19 protein-coding genes are annotated in these 19,901 nt (G+C 29.4%); 6 read left to right on the forward strand and 13 right to left on the reverse strand.

Translation table 11 applies throughout. The features are described 5' to 3' along the window. Window positions 1–69: 69 nt before the first annotated feature. Window positions 70–1,086 carry an NAD-dependent epimerase/dehydratase family protein gene (locus ACSHW5_RS02785; RefSeq protein ID WP_435674584.1) on the forward strand — a complete coding sequence of 339 codons (1,017 nt, stop codon included), beginning with the start codon at window positions 70–72 and terminating at the stop codon, window positions 1,084–1,086. Here the strand turns inward: ACSHW5_RS02785 and ACSHW5_RS02790 are convergent. Genes ACSHW5_RS02790 through ACSHW5_RS02800 form a run of 3 tightly spaced genes read right to left on the reverse strand, consistent with a single transcriptional unit; the run spans window position 1,061 to window position 3,552 of the window. After that, window positions 1,061–1,477: a DUF4296 domain-containing protein gene (locus ACSHW5_RS02790; RefSeq protein WP_435674585.1), complete on the reverse strand. Its 417-nt coding sequence runs from the start codon at window positions 1,475–1,477 to the stop codon at window positions 1,061–1,063. The two genes, ACSHW5_RS02785 and ACSHW5_RS02790, sit on opposite strands and share 26 nt — an antisense overlap. 1 nt (window position 1,478) lies before the next feature. Then, window positions 1,479–2,819 (reverse strand): dihydroorotase, encoded by a 1,341-nt coding sequence (locus ACSHW5_RS02795; protein ID WP_435674586.1) that lies wholly within the window; start codon window positions 2,817–2,819, stop codon window positions 1,479–1,481. A 10-nt stretch (window positions 2,820–2,829) separates the two neighbouring features. Next, window positions 2,830–3,552, reverse strand: coding sequence for a polyprenol monophosphomannose synthase (locus ACSHW5_RS02800; protein ID WP_435674587.1), 723 nt, complete (start codon window positions 3,550–3,552; stop codon window positions 2,830–2,832). Window positions 3,553–3,630: 78 nt separating this feature from the next. Between ACSHW5_RS02800 and ACSHW5_RS02805 the strand changes: the two genes are divergently transcribed. Beyond that, window positions 3,631–4,272, forward strand: coding sequence for a DUF4271 domain-containing protein (locus tag ACSHW5_RS02805; RefSeq protein WP_435674588.1), 642 nt, complete (start codon window positions 3,631–3,633; stop codon window positions 4,270–4,272). A 17-nt stretch (window positions 4,273–4,289) separates the two neighbouring features. After that, window positions 4,290–5,036, forward strand: a complete 747-nt coding sequence (locus ACSHW5_RS02810; RefSeq protein WP_435674589.1) for a uroporphyrinogen-III synthase — start codon at window positions 4,290–4,292, stop codon at window positions 5,034–5,036. 100 nt (window positions 5,037–5,136) lie between these two features. Here the strand turns inward: ACSHW5_RS02810 and ACSHW5_RS02815 are convergent, their stop codons facing one another. The 10 genes from ACSHW5_RS02815 to ACSHW5_RS02860 form a co-directional block, all read right to left on the reverse strand. Next, window positions 5,137–6,189 carry a type III polyketide synthase gene (locus ACSHW5_RS02815; RefSeq protein ID WP_435674590.1) on the reverse strand — a complete coding sequence of 351 codons (1,053 nt, stop codon included), beginning with the start codon at window positions 6,187–6,189 and terminating at the stop codon, window positions 5,137–5,139. Between the two features lie 67 nt (window positions 6,190–6,256). Then, the gene (locus ACSHW5_RS02820; protein WP_435674591.1) at window positions 6,257–6,967 is read right to left on the reverse strand and encodes a methyltransferase domain-containing protein; all 711 of its coding nucleotides are present in this window, start codon (window positions 6,965–6,967) and stop codon (window positions 6,257–6,259) included. Continuing rightward, window positions 6,967–8,100 (reverse strand): NAD(P)/FAD-dependent oxidoreductase, encoded by a 1,134-nt coding sequence (locus ACSHW5_RS02825; RefSeq protein WP_435674592.1) that lies wholly within the window; start codon window positions 8,098–8,100, stop codon window positions 6,967–6,969. The genes ACSHW5_RS02820 and ACSHW5_RS02825 overlap by 1 nt, the downstream gene beginning before the upstream one ends. 46 nt (window positions 8,101–8,146) lie before the next feature. Continuing rightward, on the reverse strand, window positions 8,147–9,256 hold the full coding sequence (locus ACSHW5_RS02830) for an NAD(P)/FAD-dependent oxidoreductase (RefSeq protein WP_435674593.1): 1,110 nt from the start codon (window positions 9,254–9,256) through the stop codon (window positions 8,147–8,149). Continuing rightward, on the reverse strand, window positions 9,257–9,709 hold the full coding sequence (locus tag ACSHW5_RS02835; protein WP_435674594.1) for a GNAT family N-acetyltransferase: 453 nt from the start codon (window positions 9,707–9,709) through the stop codon (window positions 9,257–9,259). A gap of 73 nt (window positions 9,710–9,782) precedes the next feature. Beyond that, window positions 9,783–10,865: a DNA polymerase IV gene (gene dinB, locus ACSHW5_RS02840; protein WP_435674595.1), complete on the reverse strand. Its 1,083-nt coding sequence runs from the start codon at window positions 10,863–10,865 to the stop codon at window positions 9,783–9,785. A gap of 135 nt (window positions 10,866–11,000) precedes the next feature. Further along, a complete protein-coding gene (locus ACSHW5_RS02845) occupies window positions 11,001–12,068 on the reverse strand; it encodes a hypothetical protein (protein WP_435674596.1) in 1,068 nt (355 codons plus the stop codon). A gap of 153 nt (window positions 12,069–12,221) precedes the next feature. Next, window positions 12,222–13,322, reverse strand: coding sequence for a DNA-processing protein DprA (gene dprA / locus ACSHW5_RS02850; RefSeq protein ID WP_435674597.1), 1,101 nt, complete (start codon window positions 13,320–13,322; stop codon window positions 12,222–12,224). Window positions 13,323–13,377: 55 nt separating this feature from the next. Continuing rightward, window positions 13,378–15,873, reverse strand: coding sequence for a T9SS type A sorting domain-containing protein (locus ACSHW5_RS02855; protein ID WP_435674598.1), 2,496 nt, complete (start codon window positions 15,871–15,873; stop codon window positions 13,378–13,380). Window positions 15,874–15,965: 92 nt separating this feature from the next. Beyond that, complete coding sequence (locus ACSHW5_RS02860; protein ID WP_435674599.1) at window positions 15,966–17,510, reverse strand: 7TM diverse intracellular signaling domain-containing protein; 1,545 nt, start codon at window positions 17,508–17,510, stop codon at window positions 15,966–15,968. Window positions 17,511–17,637: 127 nt separating this feature from the next. Between ACSHW5_RS02860 and ACSHW5_RS02865 the strand changes: the two genes are divergently transcribed. The 3 genes from ACSHW5_RS02865 to ACSHW5_RS02875 all read left to right on the forward strand — a co-directional run bounded on the left by ACSHW5_RS02865 (window position 17,638) and on the right by ACSHW5_RS02875 (window position 19,831). Then, window positions 17,638–18,546, forward strand: coding sequence for an SPOR domain-containing protein (locus ACSHW5_RS02865; protein ID WP_435674600.1), 909 nt, complete (start codon window positions 17,638–17,640; stop codon window positions 18,544–18,546). A gap of 263 nt (window positions 18,547–18,809) precedes the next feature. Next, window positions 18,810–19,319: an acyl-CoA thioesterase gene (locus ACSHW5_RS02870; RefSeq protein WP_435674601.1), complete on the forward strand. Its 510-nt coding sequence runs from the start codon at window positions 18,810–18,812 to the stop codon at window positions 19,317–19,319. 11 nt (window positions 19,320–19,330) lie between these two features. Next, window positions 19,331–19,831: a mechanosensitive ion channel domain-containing protein gene (locus tag ACSHW5_RS02875; RefSeq protein ID WP_435674602.1), complete on the forward strand. Its 501-nt coding sequence runs from the start codon at window positions 19,331–19,333 to the stop codon at window positions 19,829–19,831. Window positions 19,832–19,901 lie beyond the last annotated feature (70 nt).

The raw sequence follows: 19,901 nt of genomic DNA on the forward strand, positions 1-19,901 counted from the left end.
CAATTAAATAGTTGCTATTTTCATTGTGCAAAGATAAACTTATCAATGAAAAAATCATAAATTAGCCGCATGATTTTAGTTACCGGAGGAACAGGTTTAGTAGGTGCTCATTTATTATATCATTTGTTAAAAAATGATGACAAAGTACGTGCTATTTATCGTTCTGAAGAAAAAATTGAAAAAGTAAAAGAAGTTTTTTCTTATTATGATAATGATGTATCTCTAATTTCTAAAATTGAATGGTTTAAAGCAGATATTACAGATGTTCCTGCTATGATTCCTGCTTTTGTTGGTATTAAAAAAGTATATCATTGTGCTGCATTTATTTCTTTTAATCCGAAAGATTATAGAGAAATGCGAAAAGTAAATATTCATGGAACCGCAATAATTGTAAACCTTGCTATTGATGCTAAAATTGATAAAATTTGCTTTGTTGGCTCTATAGCTTCTGTTGGAGATGCTTTAAATGGAAATCTGATAACTGAAGAAAACGAATGGAATAAAGAACAAGACAATAGCGGATATTCTATTACCAAATTTGGTGCAGAAATGGAAATTTGGCGCGCAAGTCAAGAAGGAGTAGAAGTAGTTATTGTGAATCCTGGAGTAATTTTAGGAAGCGGTTTTTGGGAATCTGGATCGGGAAAATTATTTTCTCAAATTTACAAGGATTTTTCTTATTTTACTGAAGGAATTACAGGTTTTGTTAGTGTAAAAGATGTGGTAAAAGCAATGGTTTTGTTAATGAATTCTGAAGTTAAAAACCAACGTTTTATTTTGGTTTCAGAAAATAAATCATACAAAGAAATATTCTTTTTAATGGCAGATGCTTTTAATAAAAAGAGACCATCAATTCGTATAAAAAAGTGGCAAACGGCAATTTTTTGGCGCGTTTCTTATTTGCTTTCAAAAATTACAAGAAAAGAACCTTTGTTGGGTAAATATGCTGCAATAAGTGCTCATGAAATTTCTAAATATTCATCAGAAAAAATAGAAAACACATTGCATTTCAAATTTGAGAAAATAGCAGCTACAATTACAGAAACATGTTCATTTTTTGTTAATGATCATCAGAATGATCTATAGTATCTAGTTTGCTAATCGGTATTTTTGATTTTTTTATAGAATCTTTTCTAAGAGAATCTATTTCTTTATAAGCTGCTTTTCTTTTTTCTAAACTCATTTTTGCATCTGATAATATGTTTTTGTACACATCAATTTTAGACATATAATATAAGTTGCTGTTTTGAAAACGAAGGCTATCAATTTTAAAAACTTCATATACATAAGGGATGTAATTAATGTTTTTTTCATTGTTTTTATTCTTCATATATTTAGCAGAAGATGCAATAGTTAATTCTTGAATTAAAAGACTCATTGTATCTAAAGGAATAAGATCTTTTGGTTTTTCAAAAATGGTATTGCTGGTACAAGAAACCAAAAAAACAAAAATAAGTGCGTAACTAAATTTCTTCATATTAGCGATTAAAAGTGATGCGTTTTCCTTTAATTTCATCATTAAAAACACCATTATTATAGATTAAATTTCCATTCACAAAGGTATGTGTTATGGTTGATGAAAATGTGGTTCCTTCAAAAGGAGACCAACCACATTTGTATAAAATATTGTCTTTAGAAACGGTTTGTGGTTTGTTGGTGTCAATTAAAACAAGATCAGCAAAATAGCCTTCTTTTATAAAACCACGGTTTTTAATTTGAAATAATTTTGCCGGATTATGACTCATTTTTTCTACCGCTTTTTCAATAGAAATTACACCTTCTTTTACTTTTTCTAAAATTGCAGTTACCGCATGTTGCACCAAAGGCCCACCACTTGGTGCTTTTGTGTACACATTTGTTTTTTCTTCTAACGTATGTGGCGCATGATCGGTTGCCAAAACATCTATTCTATCATCTAACAAAGCGTCCCATAAACCCAACCTGTCTTTTTCTGTTTTTACCGCAGGATTCCATTTTATATGTGTTCCTTTTTCTGCATAATCTTTGTCTGAAAACCATAAATGATGCACACAAACTTCTGCAGTTATCTGCTTTTCTTCTAAAGGAATATCATTTCTAAAAAGTTCCGTTTCTTTGGCTGTAGAAACATGAAAAATATGCAATCTTGCGCCCGTTTTCTTTGCCAATGCTATGGCTTTAGAAGATGATAAATAACAAGCTTCTTCACTTCTAATAATCGGATGATATTTTACAGGAACATCATCGCCATATTTGTCTACAAACTCTTGTGTGTTTTTTCTAATAGTAGCTTCATCTTCGCAATGTACAGAAATAATCATTTTGGTTGATGAGAAAATTTTCTCTAGAATTTCTTCATTGTCTACCAACATATTTCCTGTAGAAGAACCTAAAAATAATTTAATTCCCGCTACTTTTTGTGGGTCTGTTTTTAATAATTCTTCTAAATTATCGTTTGTTCCGCCAAACATAAAAGAATAATTTGCGTACGAATCTTTGGCAGCAATTGTAAATTTATCTTCTAATAAATTTTGTGTTGTAGCTTGTGGTACTGTGTTTGGCATTTCAATAAAAGTAGTAATTCCGCCAGCAACAGCGGCTCTGCTTTCTGTAGCAATAGTTGCTTTGTGAGTTAAACCGGGTTCTCTAAAATGCACTTGATCGTCTATAAAACCAGGAATTAAATACTTACCTTCAGCATTAATAATTTCTACATTTTTAGTCGTTTTTATTTCTGATGAAATTTCTTTAATAAGTTCGTTTTCAATTAAAACATCACCTATAAAAGTGGTGTTTTCATTTACTATTGTTGCGTTTTTTATTAAAATTGATTTTGTCATTTTTATATTTTTATTTTGGCAATCCATTTAACCTCATTTTTATCACACCAAATAATGCTTCATAAAAAATATTTCCACTCATCTTAGAAGTGCCTAAAGCTCTGTCAGTAAATACAATAGGAATTTCTTTTAACGTAAATTTATGTTGCCAAGCTTTAAATTTCATTTCAATTTGAAAAGCATATCCTATAAATTTTATTTTGTCTAATTGTATTGTTTCTAGTACTTTACGATGGTAGCAAACAAAGCCAGCTGTGGTATCGTAAACAGGAATGCGTGTAATAAAACGTACGTATTTTGATGCAAAATAAGAAAGTAATAAGCGTTTCATATCCCAATTTACAACATTTACATTGTTATTTACATATCTAGACCCAATAGAAACGTCTGCTTTTCCAGAATTACAAGCGTTGTACAACCGAATTAAATTATTAGGATTGTGAGAAAAATCGGCATCCATTTCTATAATATAGGTGTATTTTCTTTGAAGCGCCCATTTAAAACCATGAATATAGGCAGTGCCTAATCCGTTTTTATTAATTCTTTTTTCTAAAAAAAGTTGGGTTGGAAATTCTGTAATAAGTTGTGTAACAATATCTGAAGTTCCATCTGGTGAATTATCATCTACAATTAAAATATGGAAAGCTTTTTTTTGGTTGAAAGTAGCTCTAATTATAGCTTCAACATTTTCTTTTTCATTAAAAGTAGGAATGATAACTAAAGTATCGGACATAAATAAAATTTCATGTGGTAAGGAGACAAATATACATTTTTAAATACTAATTTTGTGTTAATCTTACAAAACTAAAAAGTGGAAGCTGTAGAAAAAATCTTTATAAATAATAGCTGGATTACCATGGTAATTATGTTTTTATTGGCGCTTATATTTTTTTTGAAAGGATTGGGTGGAAATAAATTAAAAGGGTATGCCGTTTCTATTTTTAATAGCAATTTTATTGAAACGGAATTAGAAGAAAATGTAACTTTCTTTAATTCATTTCATATTTTAATTTTTTCTTTTTCTGTAGCTGTAATTTCACTTTTATTGTATTCTTTTGCTGGAAATTCTTTAGTTGATGACCAAGATGGTTTTCATAATTTTTTGTATTTTTTAGGTCTTACTTTTCTTTTTTTTGCTGTAAAATGGGGATTAGAATATCTATTAACTGTCATTTTTTTTATAAAAAAGGAAGTTCGATTTTTTTTAGTTTCTAAATTTAGCTATTTATATTCTATTTCCTTTTTGATATATATTGGACTTATTTTAGTAGAATACACCAAGTTAGATAAAGTTTTTTTAGCATATTTTACAGCCGTTTTATTTTTAATAAGATTTACTGTTCATCTTATAAACAATAAAAAGCTGATTTTTAGCAAGTTGTTTTATTTTATATTGTACCTTTGCGCCTTTGAAATAGCACCGCTATTTCTACTGTTTAAATTGGTGTTTTAATTACAAGAATAAAGCATATGAAAGTGAAAACAATATTAGTATCTCAACCCGCTCCAAAAACAGAAACATCCCCTTATTTTGACTTGTCTGATAAACAAAAGGTAAAAATTGATTTTAGACCTTTTATACATGTTGAAGGGATTGACGTAAAGGAGGTGAGAAGCCAGAAAATAGATTTAAAAAACTATTCGGCTATTATTTTAACAAGCAGAAATGCTGTAGACCATTTTTTTAGAATTGCAGATGAAATGCGTTTTAAAGTGCCAGATACAATGAAATATTTTTGTCAGTCTGAAGCTGTTGCCTATTATTTGCAAAAATATGTGGTGTATAGAAAACGTAAAATTTATGTAGGTAAAAGAACGTTTCCTGAACTTACTAAATTAATTAAGAAACACAAAACTGAAAAGTTTTTACTGCCTTCTTCTGATAAATTAAAACCTTTAATTCCAGAAGAATTAGATAAGTTAGGAATTACTTGGACACGTGCAGATTTTTACAAAACTGTAGTTAGCGATTTGTCTGATTTACAAGATGTTTTTTATGATGTTTTGGTCTTTTTTAGTCCTTCTGGTATTGAATCATTGTTAAAAAACTTTCCGAATTTTCAACAAAATGAAACTAGGATTGCTGCCTTTGGTAATTCTACCATAAATGCGGTTACAGAAGCTGGTTTTAAGTGCGATATTGCCGCACCAACTCCAGAAATACCTTCAATGACAATGGCTTTAGATAATTATATTAAAGTGGTGAATAAAAAATAATTTTGTTATAATTTTACAGGAAATTGATTTCTGTAAAATTCAAAAAAAATATAAATTGATAAAAACTGAACAGCAATGTTCAGTTTTTTTTTGGGAAACTTTACCATTCTAATAAAATTTGTTGAGCAGAAAAACCAGGGCCAAAACTTAACATTAAACCAATTTCTCCTTCTGCAGGATTTCTATCCATAAAGCGTTCTAAAACATATAAAACGGTGGCGCTAGACATATTACCGTACAAGCGCAAAACCTCTTTAGTGTCATCAATGTTTTTGCCTAAAACACCAAATAAATCTTCTACAGTTTGTACAATTTTTTTTCCTCCGGGATGAAAAACTAGGTGATCTACATCATCAATTTTTAAATTATTTCTTTCTAAAAAAGGAAATACAATTTTAGGAAAATGATCGGAAATTTTTTGAGGAACTTCCTTGTCTAAAATCATTTGTAAACCTGTATTTACCAATTTAAAACCCATCATATACGTGGCATCATAAAAATGATACATGCTTTCATCTATAATTTTAGGCCCTTTTTCATTTTCATAAGAAGATAGAATTACACTAGCAGCGCCATCGCCAAAAATAGCCGCGCTTACAATATTTGTCATCGAAAAATCATCTAATTGAAACGTGGCTGTGGGTGATTCGACTGCAATAACAACAGCTCTTTTATTTGGGTTTTCTTTTAAAAAATTCTTTGCATAAATAATGCCAGAAACGCCGGCAGCACAACCCATTTCTGTAACTGGCAAACGCACAATATCTTGTTTCATTTGTAGCGAATTTATTAAATATGCATCTAAAGAAGGTATCATAATTCCGGTACAACTTACTGTAATTATATAATCTATATCTGTGGGTTGTAATTGAGCTTTTGCCAATGATTTTAGCAAAGCTTGTTCTGCTATTTTTGTAACTTCTCTGGTGTAAATGTTGTTTTTTTCTTCAAAAGTAGTGTTCATAAAAACTTCTTCAGCGTCCATAATAGAATAACGTTTGTCTACACCAGCGTTTTCAAAAAGTTTAATAACTTTTCTTTGATAACGAGTGTCTTGGTCTTGCATCCAATGTTTTATAAAAGGAATTATTTCCGAGGTTTTTCTCGTGTATTTTGGAAGCTGTTTTGCTACTGACGTTATTTTTACACACATGTTAGTTCAAAAATTTTAGTATTTATGTACGCTCCTTTTATAGTTTTAAATGAAAACTTAAAAACCTTTATTTCTTTAGAATCCACTGAAAACGAAATGCCCATTTCCATGAAATTGCTGGTTGTATATGTATTTTTTGTGATAATCTTACCAAATCTATTCGTTTAAACCCTCTTAAAACAGACGTTAATCCGTCTTCAATAATCATTTTATTTTTTATAAATAAGGACAAGAACATAAATAAATAATAGGCTAATTTATGTCTGTGTAAATCGTTTACAACAATGCCAATTCTTGCTTGTTGTAACGTATTTTTTAAAAATGAAACCAACTCAGGTTCTTTAAAGTGATGCAAAAAAAGTGTGGCTACCACAATATCAAACTGGCGTTTTTTAAATTCATCAGAAAAAATATCTTCCATATAAAATGATATTTCCGGATATTTTATAGACAACTCATTTGCATATTCTATGGCTGTTGGGTTGGCGTCAATACCAATTAATTTAAAAATATAATGTTGTTTTCTTCCAAACTTAGCAATATCACGTAAAATATCTCCATGTCCACAACCAATATCAATTATGGTAATTTCTTTTTCCTTCGGATGATTTTTTAAAATGGATTTTAATGCATTTAAAGTTACTAAATTTCCACCCAAATACCGGTTTATATTTTCTAATTTATCTAATGTATCACGCAGTAAATCTCCGCCAATAGAAAAATCGTCCATCAATTCTTCTTTGTTGGATCTGGTTTTTGTACTAATAAAAAAGTCCATTAAATTTTCATTGGTTTTCCGTGCGTTTGCTTAATTATAATGGGTAATAAAAATGGTAATTTCTTTAAAAGTTGAAGTAAAACATGGGCAATATTATCATTTCTGAATAAAAATGCAATAAAATGACCCACTTTTATCCTCCATTTAAATTGTGCGTTCCATTGTCTAAGATACTGTTTTTCGAGAGCTTTTCTAGTTTTAGTTTTTTTATTGAGATATTGTAAAATTAATTTTGATGCAATTTGTGCAGATTGTATGGCCATGCTCATACCGTTTCCACAAAGTGGATGAATCATACCAGCGGCATCACCACACATGATGATATGATTTTCGATTGGTTTTTTTGCTTCAAAAGAAATCTGACTAATGGTTAATGGTTGCGCAAATTCTGAAACTGAGTTTTGAAATAATTCTTTTAAAAAGTTATTTTTGAAAACAACATTTTCTTGAAAGTCATCAATGTTTTTATATTTTTTAAATGTTGAAAAATTACTGATATAACACAAATTAATAACATCATTTTCTACTTTAGAAACTCCACAATAACCGCCCTTAAAGTTATGAAGTGCTACTAAATCTGATGAAAATTTGCCTTTTACATGAATTTTAACACCTAGATAAGGAGATTTTTTTTTGATAAAATTTCTGTTCATTTTTACGTCTAGCAAACTTCTTTTGCCAAAAGCACCAATGGCAATTTTAGACGTAAATAGGTGGTTTTCTTTGGTTTTTATAGAAAATAAATCATCTTTAAAATCTATAGCTATCACTACATCTTGTAAAATTGTTACGCCATTCTCTTTTGCCTTTTCTGATAAAATAGAATCGAGTTTATATCTGGAAATACCAAAACCGCCTAAGGGAAGTTTTGCAGAAATTAAATTGTTTTTGGTTGTTGAAAGTTGAAAGTTTTTAATTTTTACAGCGCCATAATCAAACGGATTCATATCTAAATACTGTAAATAGGGCAACACTTCATTAGAAATATATTCTCCGCAAACTTTGTGTTTTGGATAAGCGTTTTTCTCAATTAGTAACACTTTTTTACCAAATTTAGATAAATGAATTGCGTTGCACAAACCCGCCAAACCGCCGCCAATTATAACAATGTCTAAGGTATTGTCTGTTTTCATTTGTTTGCTAACGTATTTGTAAAATCAAAAACGTGGGTTCCTTTTGTTAATTTAATAATTCTGCTAATTCTTTACCCACCAAACTACCAATGGCAATGCCCATTCCGCCTAAACGAACTCCACAGAAAACATTTTCTGAAACTTGTTTTACAATTGGCTTTTTCTGATTGCCAACTCCCATAATTCCACTCCAACGGTGTTCAATTTCGAAATAAGTAGTTGGTAAAATTATTTCTTTTAAAATTTTTTCTAATTTCTGTTGAATAATTTCTGTCTGACCAAACTCTGTGGTTTCTTCGGTTTTAAAATCTAGATTTCTTCCGCCACCTAGCAAAATTCTGTTGTCAATGTTTCTAAAATAATAATAGCCTTTATCTAAGTGAAAAGTGCCTTTTATATGTAAATTTTTAATAGGTTTGGTAATTAAAACTTGGGCTCTAGCAGGTTGTATGTTTTCTTGTAAAAGTTGCGCAGCAAAACCATTGGTTGCAATACACAATTTGTTGGTTTTAAAAGTAATTTTATTCGTTTTTATGGCAACATTATTTCCTGTTTCAGAAAAATTTTCAACTGAAATATTATTTAAAATTTTGATTCCTAATTTTTGAATTTTACTTAACAATTCCAAAACCATTTTTCCAGTGTTTATTTGACCTTCAAATGGGTTTATAAAGTGGTTTGTGTGTACTTTTTTAAACCCAAATGTATCTTCTTGAACCAAAAAAACATCAGACTTAAAAATGGGTTCTAAAAACTGATTTATCTTTTTTCTTTCTGCATTGTATTTTTCAAAAAATGAAATGTCTTTACAAAGCTCAAAACCGCCATTTTGTTGAAAGTCGATATTTTTATCACCTAAATTCTTGCGCAATAATTGTAAACCTTTCCAACGTTTTTCAACCAAATTAAAAACCTCTTGTTCTGAATGGTACTTTAAATCGTCTATTATTTCAGATAAACTTCCAAAACAAGCAAAACCCGCATTTTTTGTGCTTGCACCTTGTGGCAACATTCCTTTTTCTAGAATTAAAATTTTGGCATTTGGGTAGCTGTTCTTGAGCTCTATAGCGCAATTTAATCCTACAATACCGCTACCAACAATGGTAAAATCTATGTTGGTAAACCATTCTTTTAATTCCCAATAGCTAAAGTTCATTTATAATGTTTTTTCAAAACAAATACTGTTTTCTATATTTTTATATTGACCATAATTTGGCGTTATTTCATAGTTGCATTTTTTGTAAAATTGTACGGCTTCTACTTGTCTTTTACCAGTTTCTAACACACATTTTTTATAGCCCATTTCTTTTGACCAGATTTCTAATTCGCTTAAAAGTTTTTGTGCCATACCATTTCCTCTATTTTCTGGACGCACATACATTCTTTTAACTTCCATAGAAGAACTATCAAACTTTTTTACGGCGCCGCAACCAATTGGTTTTTCATCAACATAAATAACAACAACATTTTTTAAAACGGCTATGGTGTTGTATTGATTGTAAAACGCATGTTCTTCACCGTCCATTAGTTTTAGATAGGCGTCTAACTTTTTTACCAAATTGATAAAATCTATATTTTCGGAATTTGTTCTTTTTATTGTTGTTTTCATTTTTACTAGGTTTCTATTACTCTTAAACAGTTATCTAACCATAATTTTTAAGCATTCTAAAAAATACTAAGTGCTAAAATTCAAATTGTAATTGCACCCAAACGGGTTCTTTGATAACGGTGTTTAAATTTGCAAAAGATAAACCTAATAAGCGTACAGAATTTTGTAATTTTTCTTGAAATAACAATTCTTTTACCACAGGAAAAAAATCTTTTTTAGATTGCATAAAAGTTGTTTTGGTTTTACTTCTGGTTTGCTGCGTAAAATCTGAATATTTTATTTTTAGAGTAATAGTTTTTCCTTTGGTTTCAGATTTTATCATTCTTCGCTCTAATTCTGCGGCAATGTGTTCTAATTTTTCGATCATAAAAATTTCCGAAGAAATGTTTTCAATAAAAGTACGCTCTGCGGCTATTGATTTTTGAATTCTATTTGGTTTTACCTTGCTATTGTGAATTCCTCTTACAATATTGTAATAATGTGCGCCAGATTTTCCGAAAAGCTTCACCAATTCTTCTAAGGATTTTTTCTTTAAATCGTTGCCCACAAAAATTCCTAGATTATACATTTTTGCAGCGGTAACTTTACCAACTCCGTAAAATTTATTGACTGGTAATTGTTCTAAAAATGGCAAAACCTCTTCTGGATTTATGGTTTTTTGTCCGTTTGGTTTGTTGATGTCTGAAGCTACTTTTGCAATAAATTTATTGATAGAAATGCCGGCGGAAGCTCGCAAACCTGTTTCTGAGTATATTTTTTGACGAATTTCTTCGGCAATTAAACTGGCAGACGGATTTCCTTTTTTGTTTTCTGTAACATCTAAATAGGCTTCATCTAAAGAAAGTGGCTCTACCAAGTTTGTATATTGATAAAAGATTCCTCTAATTTTTGATGAAATTTCTTTGTAGCGAGCAAAATCAGTTTTTACAAAAATTAAATGTGGACATTTTTGTTTTGCCAAAACACCACTCATGGCAGATTTTACACCGTATTTTCTAGCTTCATAACTTGCTGCAGAAACAACACCTCTTATTTCATTGCCTCCAACAGCAATGGCTTTTCCTCGTAATTCCGGATGGTCTAATTCTGCTACAGACGCGTAATAAGCATCCATATCTACATGAATTATTTTTCTAAAAGGAGGTTTCATTTCCATCTTTCGAAAATACGGAAAACCTTTTATTTGTTAATCTAACAATGGTAAAAATCTCTTAAAAGAAAAACATCGCTAAAGATTTAAAGAGGCTTATGAAAAGATAAATACTCTTATAAAAATATTTTTATGGTAATACTAAAACAGTTCTTTATTTCTAATATCTAAATAATTACGTCTTACAAATTCTAAGATGGTTTCTAGAATTTCGCCCATATTTTTGCATTCTTTAAATTTAACATCACCAACGTATTTCATTAATTGTTTTTTAAGAAGTGCTATATTTTCCGGATACGAAATGCTGTCGTTTTTCATGCAATTTAAAAGCCATTCTGTTCTTCTTGGTGCTGTAATCATACGTTTTGCCATAAAAGAACGCTCTTCAATTTTATATTGGTTTATAGAGGAGTTTTGTAGTTTTTTACTAACCATTTCTACCATTTTAAAGTTTTCTTTCATAAACTGTAAATTGTAGACTTTTAAATTTCCTTCAAAAGATTGTTGATCAAAATCTATGGCTCTAATTTTATATATAATATGAGAAAAATCGTGGGTTGGCGTCACCACATAATTGTAAGAACGCATGTCTCCTAACAAGCGTACTAAACAACGTTCTTTAAATTTAACAAACTCTTTGGCTATTTGAGATTTTTCTGATTCTGTACATTTTGGTAAGAAATTTTTTATAAAATCATCTCCTGGAATTCCTACAATATGTTCTTCTATTAAGGTGTCTTTGTACACTAAAAAGTTAATGTTATGCGGAGATAATATGTGTTCTAATTCTAAGCCATAAACACGAGAAGCATCTGCTTTTTTTACATAAAAATAGGTAAAATTGTCATTTAAAATATTTCTTACTTTAATTCTAAATGGTTTAGAATTACCAAACGTACAATAATCTATGGCATCAACATTTAAAAACGGAAGTGTGTCATCATTTCCATCTGAAAGTAACATGTTGTATATTTTCTTTAAACTATTGTCTATTTCTGCTCTGTCCCACTCAGAATAATAGGTGCGTATCCAAAGGGTATCTTCATCATTTTTATCATACACGGTAACAGAGCCTTGAAAACGTAGTAAATCATCATAAAAAATAGGGATTTTTATGTTTCTTTTGTATTTTTTTAAATATTCATTCAACATTCCGTTAATAGGAAATGATGGTTTTTTCTTTGACATTAATTTTCTTTCTATTGCCATCTTTTGGTTTGTATTTTAAAAAATAAGAAGTAATAAAGATACTTTAAATATTAATTGTTTGATTCAAAAGAAACTGTTTTATTTATTTTTTAATAGACAAACAATTCTTTAGTTTCTATTTTAGGGTTTGTTGGTTTTAATAAAATGTTATAATTAAGCAAGTTCAAACATTTTACCAGGCAATGGTTTTGTAACGCCTTTTAGTTCTAATTGTAATAGTATAGATGATAATTGATAAATAGGAATGTTACATTCTAAAGCAATAACATCTAATAATTGTTTGCCTTTAAGGTGAAGTAAATCATGAATTTTTTGCTCATTTTCATTCAGTGTTACAAATAGTTGTTTTTGTATTGTTTTGGGTTTTTCTGGAATATCCCAATTCAACATTTTTACAATATCTGAAGCTGAATTTAGCAAATGCGCTCTGTTGTTTCTAATTAAATTATTGCATCCTTTACTGTAAATATCTGTGGTTCTTCCCGGAACGGCAAAAACATCTTTATTATAAGAGTTGGCAATATCTGCGGTAACTAAAGAGCCTCCTTTTTCTGCAGACTCTATAATAATGGTGGCTTTAGAAATGCCTGCTACAATTCTATTTCGTTTTAAAAAGTTTTCTCTTAAAGGAGTTTCTTCATGCCAAAATTCGGTTAAAAACCCACCTTTTTCATTTACTTGATTGATGTATTTTTTATGCACTTTAGGATATATTTGCTCAAAACCGTGTGCTAAAACAGCAATGGTTTGCAAATTGTTTTTGATGGCTGCTTTGTGTGCACAAATATCAACGCCGTAAGCAAAACCGCTAACAATTACAGGGTTGTAGGTTGCTAGATCTTTAATAAATTGATTGCAAAAATCGCGTCCATAAGAACTCATATTTCTTGTGCCTACAATAGAGATTATTCTGTTGTTTGAAAAATCTAAATTTCCATCTTTAAAAAGTAAAATTGGTGCATCTATACAATTTTGTAGGTTTACAGGATAATCATCATCTAAAAAATAAGAATATGCAATATTATTTTCTGTAATATATGCCAGTTCTTGTGTAGCTAAATTGATGTTTTTTTTATCAAAAAGGTGCTTTAAAACGTGGTTTCCAATACCATTTATTTTTTGTAATGTTGCTGATTTTTCTTTAAATATTTGTTCAACATCACCCACATGTACAATGAGTTTTTTTGCTAAAATATCACCAATAGCCGTGCATTTTTGTAGACGTAAAACAGCAAGTAACTTTTCATTTTGCATATCATAAAAGTATCAACACCTACAAGATACAAAAAGGTTTTAATGCTAAAGTTACTTACTGAATAATTATTTTTTTTGTGATGATACTATTCTTTTCCGTTTCTATCTTTAATACATACATTCCTTTAGAAACATTGGAAAACTTTAATTGATTGCCGTTTGTTGAAGTTATTTTGCGTCCGTTTATATCTAGTAAGGTAAGTTTTTTGGCAGTTACGCCTGTAACTTTTAAAGCATTTGTACTTGGGTTTGGGTACACAGAAATATTATTTTCTGAAATTGTATTTTCAGATATGCTTAATACATCGTTAATCGTGATTCCAGATTTGTGTAAAAGACCATAATTTGTATTTAAAAGAAGCGTATAATTTTGTGTAGAGTTAAAGTATCTTATGGTTTTATAAATGATTAAATCTTGTGGTAAATCTTTAATTTCTGATTCGGTAATAGCACTATAAGGAATTTCTGTAGTTGTACTATTTTTATTTGCAGTGTTGCCTTCTCTATACGCTATTACATCTGCAAATTTTTGTCTTACTCTTTCAGAAGTTCCATTCCCAGTAGTATTTACTCGCTCTAAATATAAAAAAATGGCTTTTAAAAAATCAAACGGAATGTCTGGGTCTAAATCTCTACCTTTTATAAAAATATTGCCAGCAATAGCTTCATCAACACTATCTACTTTACCATCTTGATTTACGTCTATGGTAAATTCTGTAATTACGGGTTCATTATTAACGTTTTCAATTCTATTTAATTGTTTTCTCTCATGACTAGAAAAATGTGCTTTTGGATTGTTCGTTTCGTCTTCTGGTGATGTTTCTAAAAAGTTAATTTCTCTATTTATTTGTGAAATTAAATGGGAAACTACCTTTGTTAATAGTATTACTGAAGATTTTGCTGATATATTATAGTTGATAAGTTCTGCTGTAATTTCATCAGTTGCATTTTCTTTAAGAATGCCACATAATAATTCCGTATCACTTTTTTCTGTACAATTAAATGTTGCATTAGCTGTTACATTTCTATCATTTGTAAAAACCTCTGTTCCTGGCGTACAAGTACTATTTTCTAAATCGCAATTAATAATATCAAACTTTCTTTCTGCACCGTTATTATAAGTGCTTAAAACAATAGGTTGGTAGTGGTTGGCAATAGAACCCGCGGTTTTTGCTTTTATAATTCCACCTGAGCCAATTCCTGTTAGTTGTTGTTTGGTTATATTATTATCATCATCAACAAACTGAATTTCATTTTTATTATTGGTGATTAAAAAATAATTTTTTGTAGATAAAACATCGTATTGTACCTCTCCATTATTATTGGGTATTATTATTTCTGAATTATTATATGCTGCAAAATCGTTACCAGTAACAATAATTGGTAGTTCTTGAATGCTAAATCCATCATTATTGGTAAAACCAATTTCAAATTTATTGTTAGGTGCATTTGTGTCTTTTGAAGATCTTACATTTATATCTGAGTATTGGCTTAATTCTGATGCGTTTAAGTAGTTGAAGTTGATAGGGTTACACGAATTTATAACGGGGTCAAAAACAGTGTTTGATGCAGAATAGTAACCTCCAAAAGGTTCTATGGCTAAAATTTTAGAACCATCAGAAGAATAATTTACATGATCAAAAGTGTTTTTATTCACACAATTGGTATTGTCTTCTGCATAAAAATTCCATGTATTTGTAGTTAAATCTACTGTTGCAAAACCACTGTGACTGGCAGAATTATTTAAAGAAGTTCTTACCAATACTTTATCGGTATTGGGGTGAACATCTACTTGAAAACAGGGATAATTAATAGTGCCGCCTGGTATTGGTTCTTCGTAGTTTGCAAAAGTTCCGTTGGTAAGTGTGCATAAGCCGGCGTAACTAGAAATGTATAAAACATTGTTAGAATCTATTTCTAAATCCGTTAAACCATTACTATGTATGGCAGAGTTTTGCATGTTGTAATTGGTCCAGTTGGTAGTTGCTTTATCTAATTCCCATAAACCGTTGTTAATTCCGGCAAAATATGCTTTTGTATGATCACTATTTTCTACAATACTTTGAGGATAAAAGTCAACATCTTTTTTAGGGCTTAGCACGCCATTGTTTACCGTTTGATAATATTTTTTTTCTTTTGAAAACACATACATTTCGTTATTGCTTGCCCAATACAATTGGGTGTTTCTATACTCTTCAAGCGTAGCATTAAAAGTGGGGTACTCTATGTTTCCATTGTCAAGATTAAAAGAAGCAATTTTCTCGTCATCATCTACGCCGTAAAAAAAATCATCATTACTAGGATCTAAAGCAACTTGTTTAAGTTTTCCGACAGGAACATCTTGAGAAGTAAGATTTTTAAAAGCTACAACAGTAAGCATATTGTCTAGCTTTACGTAACCCATATCTGTACCACAATGTAAATTTCCGGCACTGTCATATTGCATGTCGTAAATTTTCTTGGGTTGCGAGTATTGCTGCCAACCATTGGTTTGAGCATATAAATTAGAAGTTAATAGGGTGATGCAAAAAAATAGGATATAATTTTTCATGATATTTAATTTTAGGTGTTGATATTCTAAAATTACATGAAATAAAAAGGCATTTTATAAATTTGTGATGACTAACACAAAAAAGAACATTACTAACCTTTAAGGTTTTCTTTAAAAGTACGTGAAACAGGTATTTCTATATTTGGATTTAAAATTACTGAAGTGCTGGTAGTTGTTTTAATGTAATTTTTATTGATAATAAAAGAACGATGAACCTTCACAAAATTTGATGGTAAAATTTCTTGTAGCGTTTTTAGTTTATTTCTATCCAATATTTTTTTATCGGTAACATAAAACTCTAAATAATTTCCGTCTGATTTTACATATTTTAAAGCATCTAAATAGACTTTAGTTTTGCTGTTTAAGGTTATAAATTCTTTTAAATTCTGCTGCTTTTGTTTTGCGACTTCTTTTAATAAATTCCTTTTATCATTCATAATATCTATCACTAAAAAACCTAAAGCTATGGTTATAAAAATTAGTTCTAGTAATGATGTAAATAACAATAAAGGTAAATTAAAAACAATGGCATTTACCAAGCCAAAACTATGGTATATTACAGAAATAAAAGAACCTAATATCATGAACAAATAGGCAATTGCAAAAAGGATGTTTTTTTTCTTGCCATTTTTGTATAAAACTATAATTTGATAAGCAACTAAAAAAACACCTATTACATATAGTAAATACCAAACTTTCATAAAAGTTGGAATGTAATTTGAAAACAAGTTGTTAAAGAAAAAATGCAGTAATAATCGTAGTACAATTAAGGTTGTCATCAACCACAAAACAATTTTATATAATTTTGGTTGATGTTTTTTTGTGTTCAGAAATTTTTGAGAGAATACAACAAAAAAAACAAATGCCAATTCGCCAAAAACTACATAATGTAAATATTTATTAATAATAATTTCTGATGATAAAAAAAGTTGTTGAAAAACACCTGTATAGGATAAAATAAACAAGCCTAGAAAGAAAATGTAAAGCGAATAAAAAAAGTAAATAGATTTTTTTAAAACAACAAAAAGCACAATGCCAATTAGTAAGAAAATAAAACTTAAGCCAACATAAGCACCAATAATAATGTCTTCTTTAAAACTTTTAGAATTGATAGAGTCTTTACTTAATAACATTACATTGGTTACTAAAGGTCTTCCGTTTATTTTATTTAAACAAATCATATAAGAGGCGCTTTCTTTTGAATTTATTTCAATAGGAATTATAAAATTTCTATTTCTTACTAATTTGGACTTTATGGGGTGTTTTATACCTGTTTTATGAAGTTCTATAAAACCATTTGGCGTGTGTTTGTAAACTATAATTTCATGAATCATGGTATTGGAAAACCGAACATAAAATTGTTTGTTTTTTTCCAATTTATTTGTCAAATAAAACTGTAAACAAATAGTTTTTAGGGTAAAATCAAAATAAAAGAAATCTGTTGTAGGGTCTATTTTACGAAACGCATTTATGTCTATTTCGTTTGTTAAAAGTTCTTCTTCAGAAGTAAAAATAGTTGCGTAATCTCTTAGGTTTATAGCTGTATTTTGGGAGTTTAGAACTATGGTTTTTTGAAAAGCATAACTTTTTACGGAGATAATGAATATAAAAAAAAGAGTTTTATAGTAGAATTTCATCGTTCAAATAAAGAAATGGTCTTTTAAATTTACAAAAAAATACTGAAAATGAATTAGTTATTTAAATTGTGAATAAATTTTAAACTATTCGGTAAAAATAGATGGCTATTTTTCTATATTTGTATTAATGATTTTAGCCAATTACATAAACGATTTATTGTACAGATACGATTGCGTAATAGTACCTGATTTTGGAGGATTTGTAACCAATAGAATTGGTGCAAAATTAGATGAAACTACCCAAATGTTTTATCCGCCAAGCAAACAAATTACGTTTAACAGTCATTTAAAACACAATGACGGTTTGTTGGCAAATTATATAGCTTCTGCAGAAAATATTTCTTTTGAGAAAGCGTCTACAGCTATTTCTTTGTCTGTAATAAAATGGCAAAACGAATTGCAAACTGCGGCTATTTCTTTAGAAAATATTGGTACTTTGTCTTTAAATGATGAGAATCAAATTATTTTTGAACCCAATGCTGTTTTTAATTTTCTAACAGATTCTTTTGGTTTAACGGCCTTAGAATCTTCAGCAATAAAAAGATACAAAGAACAAGTAAAACCTTTAGTGCCTGTTGTAGAAAAAACAGCTGAAAAAGGAATTCCTGCCTTTATAAAATATGCGGCAACTGCAGCAATTTTATTAACATTAGGTTTTGCAGGATATGCTGGTTATCAACAAAAAGAGCAAGAAAAATTATTGGCAAATCAGCAAAAAGCAATTCAAAAAAAGATACAAGCAGCCACTTTTGTAATTTCTAATCCGTTGCCAACAATAGAGTTAAATGTTGCTAAAGAAATACCAAAACCGTATCATATAGTTGCTGGTGCTTTTCAATTTCCAGAAAACGCCCAAAAGAAAGTTGATGAACTTAAAAAGAAAGGGTATAATGCTCAGATTATTGGTGTTAATAAATGGGGTTTAACCCAAGTTTCTTTTAATAGCTTTGTTAAAAAAAGAGAAGCAATTAACAACTTGTATCGCATTCAAAAAACCGTTTCTAAAGATGCTTGGCTTCTTATAGAAAAACTATAATAGTTTTATAGTATTTTCTAGTGTAAACAGTCAATTTTAGAGTGAATTTCCGAAAGACTATTTTAGGGTATTCACAAATGGGTAATTGAAATTAGTGAAATTGAGTAAAAATTATGTGCTGTAGCTAGAAATATCTTTAGATTTTTTCAAAGAACTTGTATAAATTTCATAAAAACTTCACTTCTACTAAAAATCAAGCTCTTTACTTTTTATTAACATCCTTTTTAAGGATGTGATTGCTATCTTTGCAGAAATTTTTAGCAATGGAAGTAAAAACTCCCAAAGACTCTATAACAACTCTTACCGATTTAGTGTTACCTGGTGAAACTAATTATTTAGACAACCTTTTTGGTGGCGAGTTGTTGGCAAGAATGGACAGAGCTTGCAGTATTGCTGCAAGAAGACACTCAAGAAGAATTGTGGTAACGGCTTCTGTAAACCATGTGGCATTTAACAAAGCAATACCCGTTGGTAGTGTAGTAACTATAGAGGCCAAAGTATCTAGAGCTTTTAAAACATCTATGGAAATTTATGTAGATGTTTGGATAGAAGACAGGCAATCTAGATTTAGAACCAAAGTTAATGAAGGTATTTATACTTTAGTAGCGGTTGATGAAACTGGGAAACCAACTATGATTCCTCAAATAAAACCAGAAACTGAATTAGAAATAGAAAGGTTTGAAGGAGCTTTAAGAAGAAAACAATTGAGCCTGGTTTTAGCGGGCAAATTACAACCAAATGAAGCAACTGAATTAAAAGCATTGTTTACTTAAACTTTATAAATATGAGAATAGATAATTATAGAATAATACAAACTGTAGTAATTTTGATCATTGCTTTTTTTGTGCATTGGTTAATTACAAAATCGTTGCGTAAAATTCAGCAAAAATTTGGTTTTCAAAATGCAAGAATTGTTTTGACTAATAAAATTATTACAGTTCTAACGTATATGTCTGTTATTGTAATAGTTGCTTTTATTTGGGGAGTAGATGAAAAACAATTATTAATTTATATTTCTTCTTTTTTAACCATTTTAGGGATTGCTTTTTTTGCCCAATGGTCTATCCTTTCTAACATTACGGCGGGTATAATTCTGTTTGTAAATTATCCTGTAAAGATTGGCGATACCATTACCATCTTAGAAAAAGACAATGATACTACAGGAGAAATTAGAGATATTGGCGCTTTTTTTATCACTTTAAAAACTAAAAAAGGAGAATTAATTACATTGCCAAATGCAATAATTTTACAAAAGAATATAAAGTATTACCCTCAACCAGAGTAAGACGTATTCTTTTCATTGTCATTTTATTACTAAATTTATTTTTAATGAATGGCGCAAGTTTATGAACGAA

This window comes from Polaribacter sp. (assembly GCF_051251875.1).
Taxonomy (GTDB): Bacteria; Bacteroidota; Bacteroidia; order Flavobacteriales; family Flavobacteriaceae; genus Polaribacter.

Excerpts from the sequence above, each read along its gene's own strand:
- ACSHW5_RS02785 (WP_435674584.1), top strand. The coding sequence starts at position 70 with ATGATTTTAGTTACCGGAGGAACAGGTTTAGTAGGTGCTCATTTATTA.
- ACSHW5_RS02790 (WP_435674585.1), bottom strand. The coding sequence starts at position 1,477 with ATGAAGAAATTTAGTTACGCACTTATTTTTGTTTTTTTGGTTTCTTGT.
- ACSHW5_RS02795 (WP_435674586.1), bottom strand. The coding sequence starts at position 2,819 with ATGACAAAATCAATTTTAATAAAAAACGCAACAATAGTAAATGAAAAC.
- ACSHW5_RS02800 (WP_435674587.1), bottom strand. The coding sequence starts at position 3,552 with ATGTCCGATACTTTAGTTATCATTCCTACTTTTAATGAAAAAGAAAAT.
- ACSHW5_RS02810 (WP_435674589.1), top strand. The coding sequence starts at position 4,290 with ATGAAAGTGAAAACAATATTAGTATCTCAACCCGCTCCAAAAACAGAA.
- ACSHW5_RS02815 (WP_435674590.1), bottom strand. The coding sequence starts at position 6,189 with ATGTGTGTAAAAATAACGTCAGTAGCAAAACAGCTTCCAAAATACACG.
- ACSHW5_RS02820 (WP_435674591.1), bottom strand. The coding sequence starts at position 6,967 with ATGGACTTTTTTATTAGTACAAAAACCAGATCCAACAAAGAAGAATTG.
- ACSHW5_RS02825 (WP_435674592.1), bottom strand. The coding sequence starts at position 8,100 with ATGAAAACAGACAATACCTTAGACATTGTTATAATTGGCGGCGGTTTG.
- ACSHW5_RS02830 (WP_435674593.1), bottom strand. The coding sequence starts at position 9,256 with ATGAACTTTAGCTATTGGGAATTAAAAGAATGGTTTACCAACATAGAT.
- ACSHW5_RS02835 (WP_435674594.1), bottom strand. The coding sequence starts at position 9,709 with ATGAAAACAACAATAAAAAGAACAAATTCCGAAAATATAGATTTTATC.
- dinB (WP_435674595.1), bottom strand. The coding sequence starts at position 10,865 with ATGGAAATGAAACCTCCTTTTAGAAAAATAATTCATGTAGATATGGAT.
- ACSHW5_RS02845 (WP_435674596.1), bottom strand. The coding sequence starts at position 12,068 with ATGGCAATAGAAAGAAAATTAATGTCAAAGAAAAAACCATCATTTCCT.
- dprA (WP_435674597.1), bottom strand. The coding sequence starts at position 13,322 with ATGCAAAATGAAAAGTTACTTGCTGTTTTACGTCTACAAAAATGCACG.
- ACSHW5_RS02855 (WP_435674598.1), bottom strand. The coding sequence starts at position 15,873 with ATGAAAAATTATATCCTATTTTTTTGCATCACCCTATTAACTTCTAAT.
- ACSHW5_RS02860 (WP_435674599.1), bottom strand. The coding sequence starts at position 17,510 with ATGAAATTCTACTATAAAACTCTTTTTTTTATATTCATTATCTCCGTA.
- ACSHW5_RS02865 (WP_435674600.1), top strand. The coding sequence starts at position 17,638 with ATGATTTTAGCCAATTACATAAACGATTTATTGTACAGATACGATTGC.
- ACSHW5_RS02870 (WP_435674601.1), top strand. The coding sequence starts at position 18,810 with ATGGAAGTAAAAACTCCCAAAGACTCTATAACAACTCTTACCGATTTA.
- ACSHW5_RS02875 (WP_435674602.1), top strand. The coding sequence starts at position 19,331 with ATGAGAATAGATAATTATAGAATAATACAAACTGTAGTAATTTTGATC.